Origin of the sequence: Corticimicrobacter sp. (assembly GCF_040137905.1) — a bacterium.
In the GTDB taxonomy this organism is placed as follows: Bacteria; Pseudomonadota; Gammaproteobacteria; order Burkholderiales; family Burkholderiaceae_B; genus Corticimicrobacter.
The window spans coordinates 20,421-38,401 of the sequence record NZ_JBEFDG010000098.1 but is presented as its reverse complement, the minus strand read 5'-3'; the positions used below and the strand labels follow the sequence as shown (position 1 = coordinate 38,401).

The following is a 17,981-nucleotide window of genomic DNA, read 5'->3' as shown; positions in this document are numbered from 1 at the left end:
CCAACCCTCATCCATTCTTCATGTTTCTCCCCTTTCCTGCCCCGCACCGGCCTGATGAACCCTGATGGTGCCGGGTGCGCCGCAACAGTGCATATCCAGGCACCTGCGCACCAAGTCCGGCGCGCAGGCCCACACCACTCAGGCAATCACAGCAGGCCATGCCCTCCCGGTTCACGGGCTTTCGCACGGCACAGCACCGGGTTTTCCCCAGTCCGCATCCGGTCTGGCACAGATATTGCTTGATTACCGGTAGAGAAGTTTTCTCGCCCAGACAACCTGTGCAGTACCGGCAAAGGCGCCCCCGACCCTCCCAGGTCAGGAGCGCCTTTTGTCTTGGCGGCGGCATTGTTTGCAAGGAATCACACATGAACATCGCGTCTTCTGCCCCTCGCCAGGATCGGCCCACACTCATCATCATCGGTCATGGCATGGTCAGCCATCACTGTGCGGAGCAATTGGTCGCCCATGGCGCAACCGCACGCTACGACATTCATATCTTCGGTGAAGAGCGCAGCCGGGCCTATGACCGGGTCCATCTGTCGGAGTACCTGAGTGGCCGCGATGCCGAGTCGATGGCACTGGGCGATGGTTCCCTGTACACCACGCCTGGCCTGACACTGCATCTGAATGCCGACGTGCTGGAAATCGATCGCACCCGGCAGGAAATCCTGACCAGCCGGGGTCGCCATCGATACGACCACCTGATCCTGGCAACCGGGTCGTATCCGTTCGTGCCACAGATCGACGGTGCTGCGGACAACGCCCGCCTGGTCTACCGCACCCTGGACGATCTGGACACGATCCGCATGGCCGCCCGCAATGCCCGACGCGGCGTCGTCGTGGGCGGTGGCCTGCTCGGACTTGAAGCTGCCAATGCCCTGCGACTGCTGGGACTGGAAGCCCACATCGTCGAGTTTGCACCACGCCTGATGCCCGTACAGCTCGATCCGCAGGGCGGTGCCGCCCTGAAAGCACGGATCGAAGCCCTTGGAGTGCAGGTTCACCTGGATCGTGCCACGCACGCCATACACCCCGGCAGCACGCACCGATACGGCATGCACTTTGCCGACGGCGACGTGCTGGAAACCGATCTCATCGTTTTTTCCGCAGGTATCCGGCCTCGCGACGAACTGGCCCGGACCGCCGGCCTGGCACTGGGCAAGCGGGGCGGTATTGCCATCGACAGTCTGTGCCGAACCAGCGACCCGGCCATTTCTGCCATGGGAGAGTGTGCGGCCTGGAACGATGCCGTCTTCGGCCTGGTCGCCCCCGGCTACCAGATGGCGCGCTGTGTGGCGGCCCGTCTCTGCGATATGGAGGCATCGCCCTTTGAGGGCGCGGACATGTCCACCAAGCTCAAATTGCTGGGGGTGGATGTCGGCTCCATCGGCGATGCCCATGCCGCCACGCCGGGGGCCCGCAGTTATCGCTATATCGACGAAATCACTGCCAGCTACCGCCGCCTGGTGATCTCCGAAGACGGCAAGCGCGTGCTGGGTGCCGTCCTGGTAGGTGACAACAGCTATTACGACACGCTCTCCCAGTATGTCAGCAACGGCATTGCGCCACCGGCAGATCCTGCCGCGCTGATCCTGCCCCAGGGCTCTGCCACGCCTACGCTGGGTGTGGATGCCCTGCCGGCCTCGGCCACGATCTGTTCCTGCCACAACGTCACCAAGGGTGCCATCTGCAATGCCATCGACGCTGGCTGCACCGATCTGGGTGAGCTCAAGGCCTGCACCAAGGCGGCTACCGGTTGCGGCGGATGTGCCGCGCTCCTCAAGCAGGTCTTCGATCATGAGCTGACTGCGCGCGGCGTGGCAGTCGACAAAAGCCTGTGCGAGCACTTTGCACTGACCCGCCAGGAACTGTATGCCTGTGTCCGCGTGGAAGGGCTGGAAACCTTCGAGCAGGTGCATGCCAGGCATGGCCGGGGTAACGCGCTCGGTTGCGACATCTGCAAGCCCATCGTCGGGTCTGTTCTGGCTTCGTGCTGGAACCGCCCTATCCAGAACCCGGCCCTGGTGCCCTTGCAGGACACCAACGATACTTTCATGGCCAACATGCAGAAAAACGGCACCTATTCGGTGGTGCCGCGCATTCCCGGTGGGGAAATCACCCCCGACGGCCTGATTGCCATCGGCCAGATCGCCCGCAAGTACCAGCTCTACACCAAGATCACGGGCGGCCAGCGGATCGACCTGTTCGGTGCCCAATTGCACGAGCTGCCGGAAATCTGGGCCGAGCTGATCGAGGCCGGCTTCGAGACCGGCCATGCCTACGGCAAATCCACCCGTACCGTGAAATCCTGTGTAGGCAGCACCTGGTGCCGCTACGGTGTGCAGGACAGTGTCGCCATGGCCCTGCATATCGAACACCGCTACAAAGGACTGCGTGCCCCGCACAAATTGAAGTTTGCCGTCTCGGGCTGCACCCGCGAATGTGCCGAGGCGCAGAGCAAGGACATCGGCGTGATCGCGACCGAACAGGGCTGGAACCTGTACGTCTGCGGCAACGGCGGCATGCGCCCGCGCCATGCCGAACTGTTTGCGACAGATCTCGATGACGCCACCCTGATCCGCTATATCGACCGCCTGCTGATGTTCTACATCAGCACCGCCGACAAGCTGCAGCGCACGGCAGTCTGGCGGGAATCCCTGGAGGGCGGACTGGACTACCTGAAGGCCGTTGTCATCGACGACAGCCTGGGCCTGGCCGGGCAACTCGAAGCGCAGATGCAACTCATCGTGGACCGCTATGAGTGCGAATGGGCCAATGCCCTGTCCGACCCTGAAAAACTCAAGCGTTTCCGCACTTTCGTCAACGATTCGCGCAGCGATCCCGACATCCGTTTTGAACAGGAACGCGGTCAACCGCGCCCCGCCCGCGTCATCCCGATTGCAGAGGAGATTGCATCATGAAAGCCATCACGTCGTTCCCCCGCTGGCAGCCGGTCTGCCACCGCCAGGATCTGGTTGCCCGCTCGGGAGTGGTAGCCCTGGTCGGAGAGCACCAGATTGCCCTGGTGCTGGTGCCAGACAGCGAACAAGGCGACACCGTATTTGCCATCGACAACCGCGACCCCCGCTCCGGGGCCAATGTCATCGGGCGCGGACTGGTGGGGTGCGTGCAGGATGAGCCGGTCATTTCATCCCCCCTCTACAAGCAGCAATTCCGGCTGCGCGACGGGCAATGCCTGCAATACCCGGAACAGAGCCTGCGTATCTGGCCCGCCCGGATCAATGGCGACTGGGTGGAAATAGGCTGAATCACGCCTTTGTCCGGCCACACGCCATATCGCCTACAGGCCCATTCCAATCACTGCATGCAAGGGAAAACATCATGACCGATACCATCCTGAAGACACGCCGCAGCTTCATGCGCAGCGCCACCGCCATGGGTGCACTGCTCTGCGCGCCCGCCCTGCTCCCTGCTCGTGCTGCCGCCAACGGCATGGGCACGCCGGAAAAGAAGGAGGTCCGGATCGGCTTCATTCCGCTGACGGACTGTGCCAGCATCGTCATGGCCTCGGCGCTGGGCCTGGACGAAAAATACGGCATCAAGATCATCCCCAGCAAAGAAGCGAACTGGGCCACGATCCGGGACAAGCAGCTCAATGGCGAGAACGATTTCAGCCATATCCTCTACGGTGAGCTGGTCGGCCTGCAGGTCGGCATCGGCGGCCCGCAAGCCGACATGGCCAACCTGATGACGCTCAACCGCAACGGGCAGGGCATTTCCCTCTCCAGGAAACTGGCCGAGGCCGGTGCCACCGACCTGGCCTCTCTGGCCGCCCTGATGAAGCGGGAACCGCGCGAATACACATTCGCCCAGACCTTCCCGACCGGCACCCATGCCATGTGGCTGTACTACTGGCTGGCCAGCGCCGGCATCAATCCGATGCAGGACATCAAGGTCATCACCGTGCCGCCCCCGCAGATGATTGCCAATGCTCGGGTCGGCAACATGGACGGCTTCTCGGTGGGTGAACCCTGGAACATGCGTGGCATCCTGGATGGCGTCTCAATCCACGCAGCATCCTCGCAGGACATCTGGCCGGATCATCCCGAAAAGGTGCTCGGCACGACGCAAGCCTTTGCCGAACAGCATCCCAACACCTGCAAGGCGGTCATCGCCGCCCTTCTGGAGGCCAGCCGCTGGATCGACAGCACACCGGACAACCGCGAGCAGATGGCCGACACCATCGCCGCCCGAGCCTATGTGAACACCAGCCGGGCCGCCATCATCGACCGCATCCAGGGGCATTACCAGGATGGCCTGGGCAAGACCTGGGATGACCCCAATCACATGAAGTTCCACGACACCGGCAAGGTCAACTATCCCTATACCTCCGATGCGGCCTGGTTCCTGACCCAGCACAAGCGCTGGGGCCTGCTGGCCGATCACCCAGACTATCTGGCCGTGGCCCGGCGTCTCAACCGGACAGACCTCTACCGAGAAGCCGCCGCCGCTGCAGGCGTTGCCGTGCCGGACAGCGATCTGCGCAGCAGCACGCTGCTGGGCGGAAAAACCTGGGACGGGCAGGACCCGGCCGCCTACGCCGAATCTTTCGATATCCACGCCTGAGCGCGGCACGGGAGCATGCTGTGAGAAATATTCTGAACCGATGGTTGCAAGCCATTCTGCCCCCCCTGCTGGGTTTCCTGCTGGTACTGCTGTTCTGGCAAATCCTGTCCCAACAGGGCGATGGCATCCCGCCACCGCTGGAAACCTGGAACTCGGCTGTCGTGCTGTTTTCCGACCCGTTCTATCGGGCCGGGCCGAATGACCAGGGGATTGGCTGGAATGTACTGGCCTCGCTGCAACGCGTCGGCCTGGGCTTCGGTCTGGCGGCACTGGTCGGCATTCCACTGGGATTCATGATTGGCCGCTCTGCCTTCCTGGGTCGCATGCTCAACCCGATCATCAGCCTGCTGCGTCCCGTCTCGCCGCTGGCATGGCTGCCCATCGGCCTGCTGGTCTTCAAGGCCGCCAATCCCGCCGCCATCTGGACCATTTTCATCTGCTCGATCTGGCCCATGGTCATCAACACCGCCGTGGGGGTACAGCGGGTCCCGCAGGATTACATGAATGTGGCCCGTGTACTGGCCCTGTCGGAGTGGAAAATCGCGACCCGCATCCTGCTGCCCGCCGTCCTGCCCTACATGCTGACCGGTGTGCGGCTGGCCGTGGGAACGGCCTGGCTGGTCATCGTGGCGGCAGAAATGCTGACCGGCGGCGTCGGCATCGGCTTCTGGCTCTGGGATGAATGGAACAACCTGAACGTCAACCACATCATCATCGCCATTTTCGTGATCGGCATCGTCGGCCTGCTGCTGGAAACCCTGTTGGTACGCCTTGCGGCTGCCGTGACCTTCGAAGAATCACGCCACTGATACGGAACCCATGATGAGCGACAGCAAATACATCGAGATCTACAACGTGGCCCAATCCTTCAAAACGGCCAAGGGCATTTTTCCGGCGCTGCGCGATATCAACCTGGATATCGCCAAGGGAGAATTCGTGGCGCTGATCGGCCACTCGGGCTGCGGCAAATCGACCCTGCTGAATCTGGTGGCCGGCCTGACCGTGCCATCCGCAGGAACGCTGATTGCCGCCAACAAGGAAATCGCCGGGCCCGGACCGGATCGGGCCATGGTGTTCCAGAACCATTCCCTGCTGCCCTGGATGACCTGCGAAGGCAACATCATGCTGGCCGTCGAACGCGTGTTCGGCAAGCTGGAAACACGAGAGCAACTGCGGGCACGCACCGCCGCCGCCCTGGAACTGGTGGGACTGTCCCATGCGGCCCACAAGCGGCCAGGGGAAATCTCGGGCGGCATGAAGCAGCGCGTCGGCATTGCGCGTGCGCTTTCCATGGAGCCCAAGGTCCTGCTGATGGACGAACCCTTCGGGGCGCTGGATGCGCTGACCCGTGCCAAGTTGCAGGACGAACTGCTGGCCATCGTGGCCCAGACCCACTCCACCGTGATCATGGTGACGCATGACGTGGACGAAGCCGTGCTGCTGTCGGACAAGATTGTCATGCTGACCAACGGACCGGCCGCCACCATCGGCGAAGTGCTGTCGGTCGAGTTGCCGCGGCCCCGCAACCGCATCGAACTGGCCGAAGACAATCGCTACCAGCAATACCGGAAGGCAGTGATCGATTTCCTCTATACCCGCCAGGGGCATGTGGAAAAGGCCGCCTGAGCGGCTCGGACGCCTGCCCATATCCGCCGGAACCCTCACCATGGCCGAGACCGTCAAATCCGTGTGCCCCTATTGCGGCGTGGGCTGCGGCATCGTGCTGCATGTCGAAGGCCAGCGCGTCATCAAGGTATCCGGTGACCGCAATCATCCCAGCAACGCGGGGCGACTGTGCACCAAGGGACAAAGCTGTCACCTGCCACTCGATACGCCTGGCCGGCTTGCCGACGCCTGGGTGCGCACACAGCGTCGTCAGGAGCCCATGCGGATGGATATCGATGCGGCCTTGCGCGATACGGCCCGACGGCTGCGCCATATCCTGGACACCCACGGGCCGGATGCCATTTCCCTCTACGTGTCCGGCCAGATGTCGCTGGAAGCCCAGTACCTGGCCAACAAACTCGCCAAAGGCTATATCCGTACCCGCCACATCGAGAGCAACTCGCGATTGTGCATGGCCAGTGCCGGCAGCGGCTACAAGCAGTCACTGGGTGCGGATGCACCGCCCGGCTCATACCAGGATTTCGATCATGCCGACCTGTTTTTCGTGATCGGGGCCAACATGGCGGACTGCCATCCCATCCTGTACCTGCGCATGATGGACCGCATCAAGGCGGGAGCCCGACTGATCGTAGTCGATCCACGACGCACGGCCACGGCCGACAAGGCACACCTGTATCTGCCGATCCGCCCTGGCAGCGATCTGGCTTTGCTCAACGGCCTGTTGTACCTGCTGGTGGCAGAGGGACATATCGATCCGGCGTTCATCGCCCAGCATACCGATGGCTGGGATACCATGCCCGCCTTCCTGGCAGACTATGCACCGGCGCAGGCCGCCGCCATGACCGGCCTGCCCGAAGCCGATATCAGGACAGCCGCACGATGGATCGCCAAAGCCGGCGAATGGATGAGCTGCTGGACCATGGGGCTGAACCAGAGTACCCACGGCACCTGGCATACCAATGCCCTGTGCAACCTGCACCTGGCCACCGGCAAGATCTGCCGACCCGGCAGCGGCCCATTCTCGCTGACCGGCCAGCCCAATGCCATGGGCGGGCGCGAGATGGGCTACATGGGTCCTGGCCTGCCGGGTCAGCGCTCGGCCCTGCAGGCCGATGACCGGACTTTCATCGAAAATCTGTGGCAACTTGCCCCGGGCACCCTACGCAGCGATCCGGGCGATGGCACCGTAGCCATGTTCGAGCAGATGCGCGACGGCCAGATCAAGGCCTGCTGGATTATCTGCACCAACCCCGTCGCCAGCGCCCCCAACCGGCAGACTGTCATCGACGGACTGGGCGCGGCGGAACTGGTCATCGCGCAGGACGCCTTTCTGGACACGGAAACCAATGCCTATGCCGATGTCCTGCTGCCAGGGGCGCTGTGGGCCGAAAGCGACGGCGTGATGATCAACTCGGAGCGCAACCTGACCCTGGCGCGCCAGGCCGTCCCACCGCCCGGGCAGGCCATGGCCGACTGGCGCATCATCGCCCGCATCGCCTGCGAAATGGGTTACGCCGACGCCTTCGACTACGCTTGCGCCAGCGATGTATTCGACGAAATCCGCCAGACCTGGAACCCTGCCACCGGCTATGACCTGCGCGGTGCCAGCCATGCCCGCCTGCGCGATACCCCCCTGCAATGGCCCTGCCCACCCGACGATCCGCAGGACCGTCATCCGATCCGCTACCTGCACCCGGAGCCGGCTCAAGGCCCGCGCCTGAAATTTGCCACCGCCAATGGCCGGGCCGTTTTTTTCGCCCGTCCCTGCCTGCCGGCAGCCGAACTGCCGGATACAGAATTCCCGCTGATCCTCAATACCGGACGGCTCCAGCATCAGTGGCACACCATGACCAAGACCGGCAAGGTGCCGGCACTCAACCGCCTGAATCCGGCCCCGTTCATCGAAATTCATCCCGAGGATGCTGCCGCCCTTGGCCTGACCGACCAAATGCAGGTCGAAATCCGTTCGCGTCGCGGCAAGGCCCGCCTGCCCGCCAGCATTTCAGACCGGGTTCAGCCAGGCAGCTGCTTTGCGCCGTTTCACTGGAGCGATGTGTTTGGAGAAAATATGGCCATCAATGCCCTCACCAGCGATGCCGTCGATCCGATCTCGCTGCAACCGGAACTCAAATACTGCGCCATCTCGCTGACGCCCATTGCATCAGAGACAGCGCAGGCACCTGAGTGCATCACAGATACCAGCGACACGGCAACAAGGCCTGCCGCCCCCCTGCAAAACATGTGCACCAACATACACCCTGCACTCGATATCGTGGCCAGCCTGCTGGGATTGGACAACCCGCCGACCATCACCCTGGAGCCCGACGAACAGCATTATGTCCAGGGCTATCTGACGGCATTGGGCACCCAATCCCTGTCCACTGCGGGCGTTGCGCCCGTCCTGCCGCTATCAGCCCCGCTCAAGCCCGCCCATCGGCTGTTTCTGGATGGCCTGCTGGCAGGCCTGCTGAATCACAGCGTCGCACCGGCAGGCCAGGCAGTTATTGCATCACCTTCCGCGCCCGCCCATACAGCCCAGGCCATCACCCTGTTGTGGGCGTCACAGACCGGCAATGCGGAAACGCTGGCCCGGCAATGCGCGCAGCACCTGCGCGAATGCGGCCTGGATGTCACACTCAGCAGCATGGATGCCATCCAGGCCACCGACCTGGCCCGCGCCCCACACATACTGGCCTGCGTCAGCACCTTCGGGGATGGCGAGCCACCAGATCATGCCGCAGCATTCTGGCAGGCGCTGTGCGCGAACGACATGCACCGCCTGGGGCAAAGCACCTATGCCGTGCTGGCGCTTGGCGACTCCAGCTATGATCAGTTCTGCGGGTTCGGCCGCCAACTGGATCAACGCCTGGCCGCACTGGGGGCACGCCAACTGACGCCGTGCCTGCCCTGCGAACCCGACACCCATGATCAGGCCACGGCATGGTGCCAGCACATTGCCCAGGCGCTCACAGCCGAAACCCTCCAAGCACCGGAACCCACAACAACGACCGCCATCAGCACCGTTGCCGCCAACTCCGCACCGACAGATGCCGGAAATGCCACACGGGCCGCTGACGACGGTGCTTCAACCTCCGTATCAACTGCTGCGTTTAGCCGCAAAAAACCCTTGCTGGCCCACTTGGTGCTGAACCAGCGCCTCAACCTGCCCGGCTCCGCGAAAGACACCCGACAGTTCGGCTTTGACCTGGCCGACAGCGGCCTGCGCTACGAAGCAGGCGATGCCCTGGGTGTCTGGCCACACAATGACCCGGCACAGGTGTCCTCGCTGCTGTCCACGCTGGCGCTGGCCCCCGACACACCGGTGGAACTCAACGACATCACGATGCCGTTGGGCGATGCCTTGCTGCACCATCTGGACATCACCCGCATCACCACAGACCTGCTGCACGCCATTCATGAACGCAGCCAAAGCGAACTGCTGACCGGGCTATTGCAGCCTGCCCACAAGACACAATTGCAAGCCTGGCTCTGGGGCAGGCAACTGACGGACCTACTGGCGGCCTGCCCGATCCGTCTGTCCGCACCGGAACTGCTGTCGCTGCTCAAGCGCCTGCAACCCAGGCTGTATTCGATCTCATCCAGCCAGAAGGTCATACCGCAGTCGGTGCACCTGACCGTGGGCACGATCCGCTATCTCCTGGATGGACAACCGCGCGGCGGTGTCTGCTCAACCTTCCTGGCGGAGCGTGCCGAGTCCGGCACCGTTCCCATATTCGTGCAGAAATCCCCTCTGTTCAAACCACCCGCCGATCCTGATGCGCCCATGATCATGATTGGCCCAGGCACGGGTATCGCCCCCTTTCGGGCATTCCTGCAGGATCGGGAAGCCGATGGCGCACATGGCCCGAACTGGCTTTTCTTTGGGGAACAGCATCAGGCCACCGATTTCTACTATCGGCAGGAATTGGATGCCTGGCTGGCCAGCGGCCACCTGAACCGGCTGGATACCGCGTTTTCGCGTGATCAGGACACACAGATATATGTCCAGCATCGCATGCTTGAACAAGGGGCCCTGCTCTGGCGCCGGCTACAGGAAAACGGACATCTCTATATCTGCGGCGACGCCGCCCGCATGGCCCGCGACGTCGATGCCACGCTGCGCCAGATCGCCCGCACACACGGCGGCCTGACACCGGAAGCGGCCGATCTCTATATCGACAGTCTGGCGCAACAGCGCCGCTATCTCAAGGATGTGTACTGATGGACAACACGCTCTCGCACCCAGGCATGCACCCCTCTGTCTGGCTGGTCGGGGCCGGGCCGGGCGACCCGGAGTTGCTGACGCTGAAGGCCGTGCGCATCCTGGCCCAGGCCGACGTCGTGCTGGTCGACGATCTGGTCGGGGAGGGTGTCCTGCACTATTGCCCGCAAGCCCGGATCATCCATGTCGGCAAGCGCGGAGGCTGCCGCTCCACGCCCCAGTCATTCATTCAGCGCCTGATGCTGCGCTACGCACGTCAAGGGCTCACGGTGATCCGCCTCAAGGGCGGCGACCCCGGGGTTTTCGGGCGCAGCGGCGAAGAAATCGAATGGCTGGCCCGCCACGGCATTGCCTGCGGCATCGTCAATGGCATTACGGCAGGCCTGGCGGCAGCCACTGCATGCAACATCCCGCTGACACTGCGCGGCATCGCACGCGGCGTCAGCCTGGTCACGGCCCACACGGACGATGACAGCCCGCCTCCCTGGGAAGCGCTGGCACGCAGCGGCACCACACTGGTGGTCTACATGGGCGTGACCCGGCTGGACGACATCTCCCGGCAATTACAGGAGGGTGGCCTGCCCGGACATACCCCGGTCTGCATGATCGAGAATGCCAGCCTGCCCTACCAGCGCCAGATCAACAGTACGCTGCACGAGATGCCCACAGACGGGCAAGCCGCCGGCCTGCGCAGCCCGGCCATCCTGATCATCGGCAACGTCGCCGCCCAGGCCGGGATACAGGCCACCTCGTGTTCCGAATACAGCTCCTGTATGATTCCATGCAGCCAGGAGGCCTGAGCCCCCCGGAAACACCACGCACACCATGACCCGACAGACCCTGCCCCCGACACTGCGCTTCCTGATCGCCGCCCGCCAGGCGGAACTGCACAGTCTCGAATCGCTGGCGCATACCTGCGAGCTGGTCACCCTGATCAGCCACCTGGTTCATGAACTGCAAAAAGAACGGGGCTACACCAATCTGTTCCTGTGCCATCCGACGCCTGACCGGCAACTCATGCTGGATGCACAGCACCAGTCGGTATCGACCCATGAGGCCGATGTCCGCACCTTTCTGGATGCCCTGCTGACCCACCCCATCGGCAGTGACCATGGCCGGGCTCGGCTGTTCGACAGTATCGCCCATGCGCTCTACCGTCTGGATGGACTGCCCATCCTGCGCTGCAACATCCTCGCGCACCGCCTGCAGCCAGGCGACGCCAGCGCGGCCTTCACCCGCCTGATTTCCAGCCTGCTGGCCGTTGCGGTCGAAACGACCGATGCTGCGCACGATGCCGAAATCACTCGCCTGCTGGCCGCACTGCTGAACTTCATGCAGGGCAAGGAACTGTGCGGCCAGGAACGGGCTTACGGCGTGCTCGGTTATACCGCGGGCCGCTTCAACCCGACCCAGAAAGTCCATATGGCCATGCTGGCCGAAAGGCAGACGCGCTGCTTCATGCAGTTCGAAGCACTGGCAGACCGGCAGGCCCTGCAAGCCTGGCATGGACTGGATGGCCTGCACGAACCCGTCCTGTCCCTGCGCGGCATGGCAGCCCGCACCTCAGCAGAGCAACCGGTCGATACCGACATGGCAGCCCTGTGGTTTGATCTGTGTACCGCACGCATCGACGGCATGCATCCCATCGAATGCCAATTGGCGACCACGCTGGCCCAGCGCTGCCGCCAGCGTATCGAAGCCGTCAGCCTGGACCTGCGCAACCACCGCGCCCTGCTCGACAGCATGGCGGCCCACGAGGGCAGCACCCGTCCCACCATGCTGTTCGATGTCCAGAGCCGTCCGCTGGACGTGGCTCCGGCTGACGGCATCGCCAGCGGCATGGAACGCTCCATTCTGGATCTGCTGCAGGCTCAGGCCGAACGTATCCAGGCATCAGACCAGGCACTGGCTCAGGCTCGGGCAGCCCTGGACGAACGCCGGCATATCGAAAAAGCCAAATGGATCCTGGTCGAGTTGCACCGGATCAGCGAAGCCGACGCGCACGCACAACTTCAACATGAAGCCATGCGCAGCGGTCGCACCTTGACCGAAGTCGCCAACGCACTGCTGGCAACACGCAACGCAACACAGGCCTGAGACAGCACGCCTCAGGCCGGGCGCACACCGCCGCCCGTCAGCAGACTATGGCTGAGGGAATCGAGACGCCGGACGACAACGTACCCGCCATTTCACGACCACCCTCACTGCCAGCAGCAGTATCAGCACGCTACCGTACAGCAACGGCTCCAGCCAGTCGTTCTTGCCCGCCTTGTGCCACCAGAAATGCAGGATCGCCAGCCCGCCGGCCAGGTACACCAGCCGATGCAGGCGCTGCCATTGCCTGCCCAGCATGCGCATGGCCGCCTTGCTCGATGTCGCCGCCAGGGCCAGCAGGATCACGAATACCGCCACGCCCACGGCAATGAAGGGCCGTTGCAGGATATCCGCCCCCATGTCACGCAACACCAGAGCATGGTCGAAAAACGACCAGGCCAGCGCATGCAGCACGGCATAGAAAAAGGTGAACAGGCCTGCCATGCGTCGCCAGCGCGGTGCCCCCTGCCAACCCAGCAGGTGACGGGCCGGCGTCAGTGCCAGGGTCACCAGCAGACAGACCAGCGTCCAGGTGCCTGACGAACGCAGCAGAAACTCCGTCGGATTGAAACCCAGTTCCCCATTCGCGCCCAGCCAGAGCCAGCGCAACAAAGGCAGCAGCCCCAGCAGGAACGCCAGCCACCAGATACGCCTGTCGGCACTCGCCCTGCCTCGTCGATTACGCTGATTCATCGCCTCACGCGGGTCATGCTGGCCGGCCATCCCGGCTCAGTAATTGGCCTGCAGGTCCATCCCCTGATACAGGGATGCGACCTGCTCGCCATAGCCATTGAACGGCAGCGTATTGCGGCGCGGGGTGAACAGCCCACCTTCACCAATGCGACGCTCGTTGGCCTGGCTCCAGCGGGGATGGGCCACATCAGGATTGACGTTGGCATAGAAACCATACTCGTGCGGTGCCGATTTCATCCAGGATGTCATCGGCCGCTCGCGCACCAGACGGATCGTCACCAGCGACTTGGCCGACTTGAAGCCATATTTCCACGGCACGGCCAGTCGCAGGGGCGCACCATTCTGATTGGGCAGCACCTTGCCGTACAGGCCAAAGGCCAGCAACGTGAGCGGATGCATGGCCTCGTCCAGCCGCAGGCCTTCGGTATAGGGCCATTCGAGCACGGGATAGCGCAACCCGGGCATGGCCTCCGGCTGCATGACCGTCTCGAACGTCACATAGGCCGCCTGCCCGGTGGGTTCGACCTGGCGCAGCAGGTGCGACAGCGAATAGCCGACCCAGGGCACCACCATCGACCAGGCCTCCACGCAGCGCAGTCGATAGATGCGCTCTTCCAGGGGGGCCAGTTTCAGCAGATCGTCGATATCGAACGTACGCGGCTTGAGCACTTCGCCTTCGACGCGCACCGTCCATGGACGGGTCTGCAGGGCACCGGCCTGGCGCTTGGGGCTATCCTTGTTGACACCGAATTCGTAGAAGTTGTTGTATGAAGTGACCGCTTCGTAATCGGTGCGCGCCTCGTCGGTGGAGAAGGCGGCATTGAGGGTGGCCTGCGCCATCGCAGCCTGCGCCGCCGCCAGCGATGCCGGTCCGGCTGCGGTCGCACCGGACGCTGCCACAGCAGCGCGGGCTGCCTGTGCCACGCCCCCCAGGCCGACACCGGCCAGTCCTGCCGCTGCAATCAGCGCACGGCGCTTGTGCCATACCGATTCCGAGGTGATTTCCGAGGCGGGGATGTCTGTGGGAAATCGAATCAGCATGGCACACTCCGGAAAAGGCTATTTGAGATTGCCCGACAGGAATCGGGCCAATCGCTCGCTGCTGGGGTTGGCCAGCACTTCGCGTGGATTGCCCTGTTCTTCGATCAGGCCCTGGTACAGGTATACCAGATGGCTAGACACCTCGCGCGCAAAGCCCATCTCGTGCGTGACCACCACCATGGTGCGACCCTGTTGTGCCAGCAAGCGCATGATGCCCAGCACTTCCCCCACCAACTCGGGATCAAGTGCGCTGGTCGGTTCGTCGAACAGCATCACCTCGGGCTTGACCGCCAGGGCGCGGGCAATCGCCACACGCTGCTGCTGACCACCGCTGAGATGGCCGGGATATGCCTGTTCGACCCCATTCAGGCCGACAAGTTCCAGCAGCCGGCGTGCCTCGTCGATGGCTTGGTCGCACGCCACGCCCAGCACGTGCACCGGTGCCTCGATGATATTCTGCAGCACCGTCATGTGCGCCCACAGATTGAAATGCTGGAACACCATGGCCAGCCGCGTGCGCAGGCGCTGCAGTTGCTGCGGCGTCTCGGCTTCCAGATCACCGGTCGCATTGGGTTTCAGGCGCAATTCTTCACCGGCCACGATGATGCGCCCCTGACTGGGTTTCTCGAGCAGGTTGATACAACGCAGCAGCGTACTCTTGCCGGAGCCGGAACTGCCGATGATGCTGATCACATCACCTGGCCGGGCCGCCAGCGACACGCCTTTGAGCACCTCCTGGTTGCCATAGCGCTTGTGGATATTCTCGACTTGCAGGGAAAAGGCAGATTCGGTCATCGCGTGTCGTAGTCAGTGCGCCCGGGGCCGCAGATAGGCGGTGAAGCGGCGCTCGGCCAATCGGAACAGGCTCATCAGGAAAAACGTGATCAGCAGGTACAGGATGGCGGCGAACAGATAGGCCTCGAACGGCAGATAATAGTCGGAGTAGATCCGGCTGGAGACACCGGTAATATCCATCAGCGACGGAATGGTGCTGGCCAGGCTGGTACCGTGCATCATCTGCATCACTTCATTGCTGTAGGGCGGCAGGATGCGACGCATGGCCCCCGGCAGGATGATGCGATACCAGACCTTCAGGCGGCTCATGCCCATCGCATAGCCGGCCTCGATCTCGCCCGCCGGCGTGGCGCGGATGCCACCCGCCAGGATTTCGGCCAGGTAGCCGGCATGATTGATGCTGAAGGCCAGCATCGCGCAGAACAGCGGCGTCTTGAAATACGTCCACGGCCAGACGGCATCCCAGCGCGCCTGCACCCATTCGAGCTGGGCCACGCCGTAATAGATCAGGTAAAGCTGGATCAGCAGCGGCGTGCCGCGCACGCAGTAGGTAAAAGCCGAAGCAATGCGCTGCAGGATCACCGAGCGACCGGTCAGCATCAGCGCCAGCACAAAGCCGGCAATCCCGCCAAAGCACAACAGGCCGATCAGCATGTAGAACGTGGTCCACATGCCCCAGGCGTACATCCGCAATGTGTCCGGCTGCAGGAACAACGCCCAGCTGAACTCGTTGGGATCAAGAAACTGTGCCCAGCTCATAGCTGCACCCGTTCCGATCCCAGGTTGTAGCGCGCATCGAGCCGCCGCAGCACCCACAGGGAAATGCTGGTGAACAGCAGGTAGAGCGCCGCAGCGAACAGGATGAAAATGAAGGGCTCGCGACTGGCGGCCCCCGCCTGGCGCGCCAGGTAGGTCATGTCATGCAGGCCGATCAGGCTGACCAGCGCCGTGGCCTTGAGCAGGGCCATCCAGCTGTTGGTGAAACTCGGCAGCACATAGCCGATCATCTGCGGCAGCGTAATGCGGCGAAACGCCTGCCAGCGGCTCATGCCGAACGCCCAGGCAGCCTCGGCCTGTCCGTGCGGAATCGACAGGATCGCGCCCCGGAAGGCCTCGGCCATGTAGGCACCATAAATGAAACCGATCGTCAGCACACCCGCGACAAACGGGTTGATGTCGACGCCCTGATCGTAGCCAACGTATTCGAGCAAGGCATTGAGCCCGATGGCTCCGCCGTAGAACACCAGCAGCATCAGCACCAGTTCCGGGATGCCCCGGATCAGTGTGGTGTAGAGCGTGGCCAGCCGCACCAGCATGGGCCGCCCGGACAGCTTGGCGCTGGCCCCCAGCAGACCCAGCGTGATCGCCACGACCAGCGACAGCAGGGAAACGGCCACCGTAGTGCCCGCCCCCTGCAGGATCATCCAGTAGTAATCAGACACGGATCAATCGGTACCGTAAGGGTCGAAGTCGAAGTACTTGCGGCTGATTTCCTCGTAGGTGCCATTGGCACGGATAGCCTGGATGGCCTCGTTGAGCGCCTGCTTGAGATCTTCCCGGTTCTTGCGCAGGGCAATGCCCAGGCCTTCGCCGTAATACTTGGGGTCGTAGATGTCGCCACCCACGGCATGGTAATCAGCCCCCTCGGGCTTGCTCAGGAAGCCGCCCCCCACCTCGACCTTGTCGGCCACCGTGCCGTCGAGCCGGCCGGAGCGGATATCCAGGTAGACCTGATCCTGGGCCGGATAGGAGATGACCGTGGCCCCCTCGGGTTGCAGCACACCCATGGCGTAGCGCTCCTGGGTGCTGCCCTTGAGCACGCCCAGACGCAGCCCCTTGAGCGATTCATGGCCGACATAGGGATGATCCTTGCGCACCACGACAGTGCTGGGGGTCTTGTAGTAGCGGTCGGTGAAGTCCACCACGCGCTTGCGCTCGTCGGTGATCGACATGGAACTGATGATCACGTCGTACTTGCGGCTCTGCAGGCCGGCGATCATGCTGTCCCAGACCTGTTCGACAAACACGCACTTGCGCTGCAGTTGGTCGCACAGGGCATTGGCAATATCGACGTCGAAGCCGGCCGGCTGGCCATCCGGGGTCTTGTAGGTGAAAGGCTCGTAGGTCGGATCGATCGCCACGCGCAGATCCTGGGCCGAGACACCCGCCGCGAACACGGCGCAAACCATCCCCATCAGTATTCTTTTCATGGAAGCCTCCATTACCAACATGCAAAAAACAATCCCGCATTATAGAGGGAAGCTGCGCGGCTCCTGCCCGGTTTCATGATGCCAGGCGCAGGGACACCGGCCCGACACAAGGCTATAATACGAACGCCTTTCATTATTCTTTTCTACGCCTGCACGCCGTCTGCCGCCACCGTGTTCGAGCGCTACTACCAGGAACTGCTGAACTTCTGCGCCCGCCTGACCCGCAACCGGGACGCGGCGGCCGACGTCGTGCAGGAAACCTATGCCCGGGTACTGACGGCCCAGCAACAGGGCAGCCGAATCGCAGAACCGCGTGCCATGCTCTACCGGACGGCGCGCAACCTGATGATCGACCAGCATCGCCATGTCGCCCTGCACCAGGGCACGGCCTCGCTCGACGGCACCATCGACGCCGATACCCTGGTCGGCCCGAGCGCCCAGGAGCCCGAAGTCGCCGCCATGTCGCAGCAGGCCGCACAGGTCCTGCTGGCTGCCATCCAGGGGCTCCCGCCACGCTGTCGCGAAGCCTTCGTGCTGCATCGCTTCGATGGCCGTTCACATGCCGAAATCGCGTCCATGATGGGCATCTCGCAAAAAATGGTGGAGCAGCACATCCGGCTGGCCATGCAGACTTGCCGGCGCGAACGACGCGCCTGGGAAGCTCGCCATGCCCCTTGCACCGATACCCATGGGGCCGCCTAAAATAGTCACTG

The 17,981-nt window shown here is 63.2% G+C and carries 15 protein-coding genes; 9 read left to right on the top strand and 6 right to left on the bottom strand.

Going from position 1 to position 17,981, the window contains the following annotated elements; all coding sequences use genetic code 11:
- Positions 1-365 precede the first annotated feature (365 nt).
- From nirB to ABN482_RS16395, 8 genes are all read left to right on the top strand, one after another.
- A complete protein-coding gene (nirB, locus tag ABN482_RS16430; protein WP_349504985.1) occupies positions 366-2,921 on the top strand; it encodes a nitrite reductase large subunit NirB in 2,556 nt (851 codons plus the stop codon).
- Positions 2,918-3,268, top strand: a complete 351-nt coding sequence (gene nirD, locus ABN482_RS16425; RefSeq protein ID WP_349504984.1) for a nitrite reductase small subunit NirD — start codon at positions 2,918-2,920, stop codon at positions 3,266-3,268. The genes nirB and nirD overlap by 4 nt, the downstream gene beginning before the upstream one ends.
- 74 nt (positions 3,269-3,342) lie before the next feature.
- The gene (locus tag ABN482_RS16420) at positions 3,343-4,587 is read left to right on the top strand and encodes a CmpA/NrtA family ABC transporter substrate-binding protein (protein ID WP_349504983.1); all 1,245 of its coding nucleotides are present in this window, start codon (positions 3,343-3,345) and stop codon (positions 4,585-4,587) included.
- The gene (gene ntrB, locus ABN482_RS16415; protein ID WP_502877322.1) at positions 4,533-5,396 is read left to right on the top strand and encodes a nitrate ABC transporter permease; all 864 of its coding nucleotides are present in this window, start codon (positions 4,533-4,535) and stop codon (positions 5,394-5,396) included. The genes ABN482_RS16420 and ntrB overlap by 55 nt, the downstream gene beginning before the upstream one ends.
- 10 nt (positions 5,397-5,406) lie before the next feature.
- Positions 5,407-6,213, top strand: coding sequence for an ABC transporter ATP-binding protein (locus tag ABN482_RS16410; RefSeq protein ID WP_349504982.1), 807 nt, complete (start codon positions 5,407-5,409; stop codon positions 6,211-6,213).
- Positions 6,214-6,253: 40 nt separating this feature from the next.
- Positions 6,254-10,435, top strand: a complete 4,182-nt coding sequence (locus tag ABN482_RS16405; RefSeq protein ID WP_349504981.1) for a bifunctional nitrate reductase/sulfite reductase flavoprotein subunit alpha — start codon at positions 6,254-6,256, stop codon at positions 10,433-10,435.
- On the top strand, positions 10,435-11,235 hold the full coding sequence (gene cobA / locus ABN482_RS16400) for a uroporphyrinogen-III C-methyltransferase (RefSeq protein WP_349504980.1): 801 nt from the start codon (positions 10,435-10,437) through the stop codon (positions 11,233-11,235). The genes ABN482_RS16405 and cobA overlap by 1 nt, the downstream gene beginning before the upstream one ends.
- Before the next feature lie 25 nt (positions 11,236-11,260).
- The gene (locus tag ABN482_RS16395; RefSeq protein ID WP_349504979.1) at positions 11,261-12,532 is read left to right on the top strand and encodes a nitrate regulatory protein; all 1,272 of its coding nucleotides are present in this window, start codon (positions 11,261-11,263) and stop codon (positions 12,530-12,532) included.
- 45 nt (positions 12,533-12,577) lie between these two features.
- Here ABN482_RS16395 and msrQ read toward each other — a convergent pair whose 3' ends face one another.
- Genes msrQ through ABN482_RS16365 form a run of 6 tightly spaced genes read right to left on the bottom strand, consistent with a single transcriptional unit; the run spans position 12,578 to position 17,268 of the window.
- Entirely contained in the window at positions 12,578-13,222 is a 645-nt protein-coding gene (msrQ, locus tag ABN482_RS16390; protein WP_349504978.1) for a protein-methionine-sulfoxide reductase heme-binding subunit MsrQ, read from the bottom strand.
- Between the two features lie 36 nt (positions 13,223-13,258).
- Positions 13,259-14,263, bottom strand: coding sequence for a protein-methionine-sulfoxide reductase catalytic subunit MsrP (gene msrP / locus ABN482_RS16385; RefSeq protein ID WP_349504977.1), 1,005 nt, complete (start codon positions 14,261-14,263; stop codon positions 13,259-13,261).
- Positions 14,264-14,281: 18 nt separating this feature from the next.
- Positions 14,282-15,058, bottom strand: a complete 777-nt coding sequence (locus ABN482_RS16380) for an ABC transporter ATP-binding protein (protein ID WP_349504976.1) — start codon at positions 15,056-15,058, stop codon at positions 14,282-14,284.
- A 12-nt stretch (positions 15,059-15,070) separates the two neighbouring features.
- Positions 15,071-15,817, bottom strand: a complete 747-nt coding sequence (locus ABN482_RS16375) for an ABC transporter permease (protein ID WP_349504975.1) — start codon at positions 15,815-15,817, stop codon at positions 15,071-15,073.
- Positions 15,814-16,500 (bottom strand): ABC transporter permease, encoded by a 687-nt coding sequence (locus ABN482_RS16370; protein ID WP_349504974.1) that lies wholly within the window; start codon positions 16,498-16,500, stop codon positions 15,814-15,816. The genes ABN482_RS16375 and ABN482_RS16370 overlap by 4 nt, the downstream gene beginning before the upstream one ends.
- A gap of 3 nt (positions 16,501-16,503) precedes the next feature.
- Positions 16,504-17,268, bottom strand: coding sequence for a transporter substrate-binding domain-containing protein (locus tag ABN482_RS16365; RefSeq protein ID WP_239990160.1), 765 nt, complete (start codon positions 17,266-17,268; stop codon positions 16,504-16,506).
- Between the two features lie 75 nt (positions 17,269-17,343).
- On the opposite strand from ABN482_RS16365, the gene ABN482_RS16360 reads away from it, so the two are divergent.
- Positions 17,344-17,970 (top strand): RNA polymerase sigma factor, encoded by a 627-nt coding sequence (locus ABN482_RS16360; RefSeq protein ID WP_349504973.1) that lies wholly within the window; start codon positions 17,344-17,346, stop codon positions 17,968-17,970.
- The last annotated feature ends 11 nt before the right edge of the window (positions 17,971-17,981 follow it).

Coding starts and splice junctions, on each gene's coding strand:
- nirB (WP_349504985.1), top strand. CDS start 366: ATGAACATCGCGTCTTCTGCCCCTCGCCAGGATCGGCCCACACTCATC.
- nirD (WP_349504984.1), top strand. CDS start 2,918: ATGAAAGCCATCACGTCGTTCCCCCGCTGGCAGCCGGTCTGCCACCGC.
- ABN482_RS16420 (WP_349504983.1), top strand. CDS start 3,343: ATGACCGATACCATCCTGAAGACACGCCGCAGCTTCATGCGCAGCGCC.
- ABN482_RS16410 (WP_349504982.1), top strand. CDS start 5,407: ATGATGAGCGACAGCAAATACATCGAGATCTACAACGTGGCCCAATCC.
- ABN482_RS16405 (WP_349504981.1), top strand. CDS start 6,254: ATGGCCGAGACCGTCAAATCCGTGTGCCCCTATTGCGGCGTGGGCTGC.
- cobA (WP_349504980.1), top strand. CDS start 10,435: ATGGACAACACGCTCTCGCACCCAGGCATGCACCCCTCTGTCTGGCTG.
- ABN482_RS16395 (WP_349504979.1), top strand. CDS start 11,261: ATGACCCGACAGACCCTGCCCCCGACACTGCGCTTCCTGATCGCCGCC.
- msrQ (WP_349504978.1), bottom strand. CDS start 13,222: ATGAATCAGCGTAATCGACGAGGCAGGGCGAGTGCCGACAGGCGTATC.
- msrP (WP_349504977.1), bottom strand. CDS start 14,263: ATGCTGATTCGATTTCCCACAGACATCCCCGCCTCGGAAATCACCTCG.
- ABN482_RS16380 (WP_349504976.1), bottom strand. CDS start 15,058: ATGACCGAATCTGCCTTTTCCCTGCAAGTCGAGAATATCCACAAGCGC.
- ABN482_RS16375 (WP_349504975.1), bottom strand. CDS start 15,817: ATGAGCTGGGCACAGTTTCTTGATCCCAACGAGTTCAGCTGGGCGTTG.
- ABN482_RS16365 (WP_239990160.1), bottom strand. CDS start 17,268: ATGAAAAGAATACTGATGGGGATGGTTTGCGCCGTGTTCGCGGCGGGT.
- ABN482_RS16360 (WP_349504973.1), top strand. CDS start 17,344: ATGATGCCAGGCGCAGGGACACCGGCCCGACACAAGGCTATAATACGA.